At 72.7% G+C, this 604-nt stretch carries 1 pseudogene; it reads right to left on the reverse strand.

Going from position 1 to position 604, the window contains the following annotated elements:
* Window positions 1–604: pseudogene (locus A5696_RS20420) on the reverse strand (HAD family hydrolase); the annotation flags it as partial.

Genomic DNA, 604 nt, shown 5'->3' on the forward strand with positions numbered 1-604 from the left:
TTGTCGCCGGTGGCGATCTTCACCTCGATGCCCAGTTCGGCCAGCTGTGCCAGCGACTGGCGCGCCGCGGGTTTGGGTTCGTCGGCGAAGACCAGAAAGCCGGCCAGCGTGAGGTCGTGTTCGTCGTCGGCGGTGAGCTCCGTCAGCTCGGCGGCCGGGCGGGTGGCGACGGCGACCACCCGCCGTCCGGCGGCGAACAAGTCCGCCAGGGTCGCATCCGCGGCCGCCGGCGTCCCGTCGCACCGGTCCAGGACCTGTTCGGGGGCGCCCTTGACGACGAGGAGGCGGTTGCCGTCGTCGTCGACCAACACCGACGTCGCGCGCCGCTCGTGGTCGAACGGCAGCAGCGCGACGCGGCGCACCGCGCCGCCCACCAGTTGCTGTGGCTGCGGGGAGTCCCACAGCGCGGCGTCGAGCGGATTGGCGCTCACCACACCGGATTCCGGGTCGACGTCGGTGGCCAGCAACCCGAGCCGCCGGACCGGCTCGGCCGGCGCACCGGCCGGATCGACCGCGCCGACCAGGCGGATGCGGCCCTCCGTCAGCGTGCCGGTCTTGTCGGTGATCAGGATGTCGATGTCGCCCAGGTCCTCGATGCACACCA

It is taken from the genome of Mycobacterium sp. E2699, from assembly GCF_001666745.1.
Lineage (GTDB): Bacteria > Actinomycetota > Actinomycetes > Mycobacteriales > Mycobacteriaceae > Mycobacterium.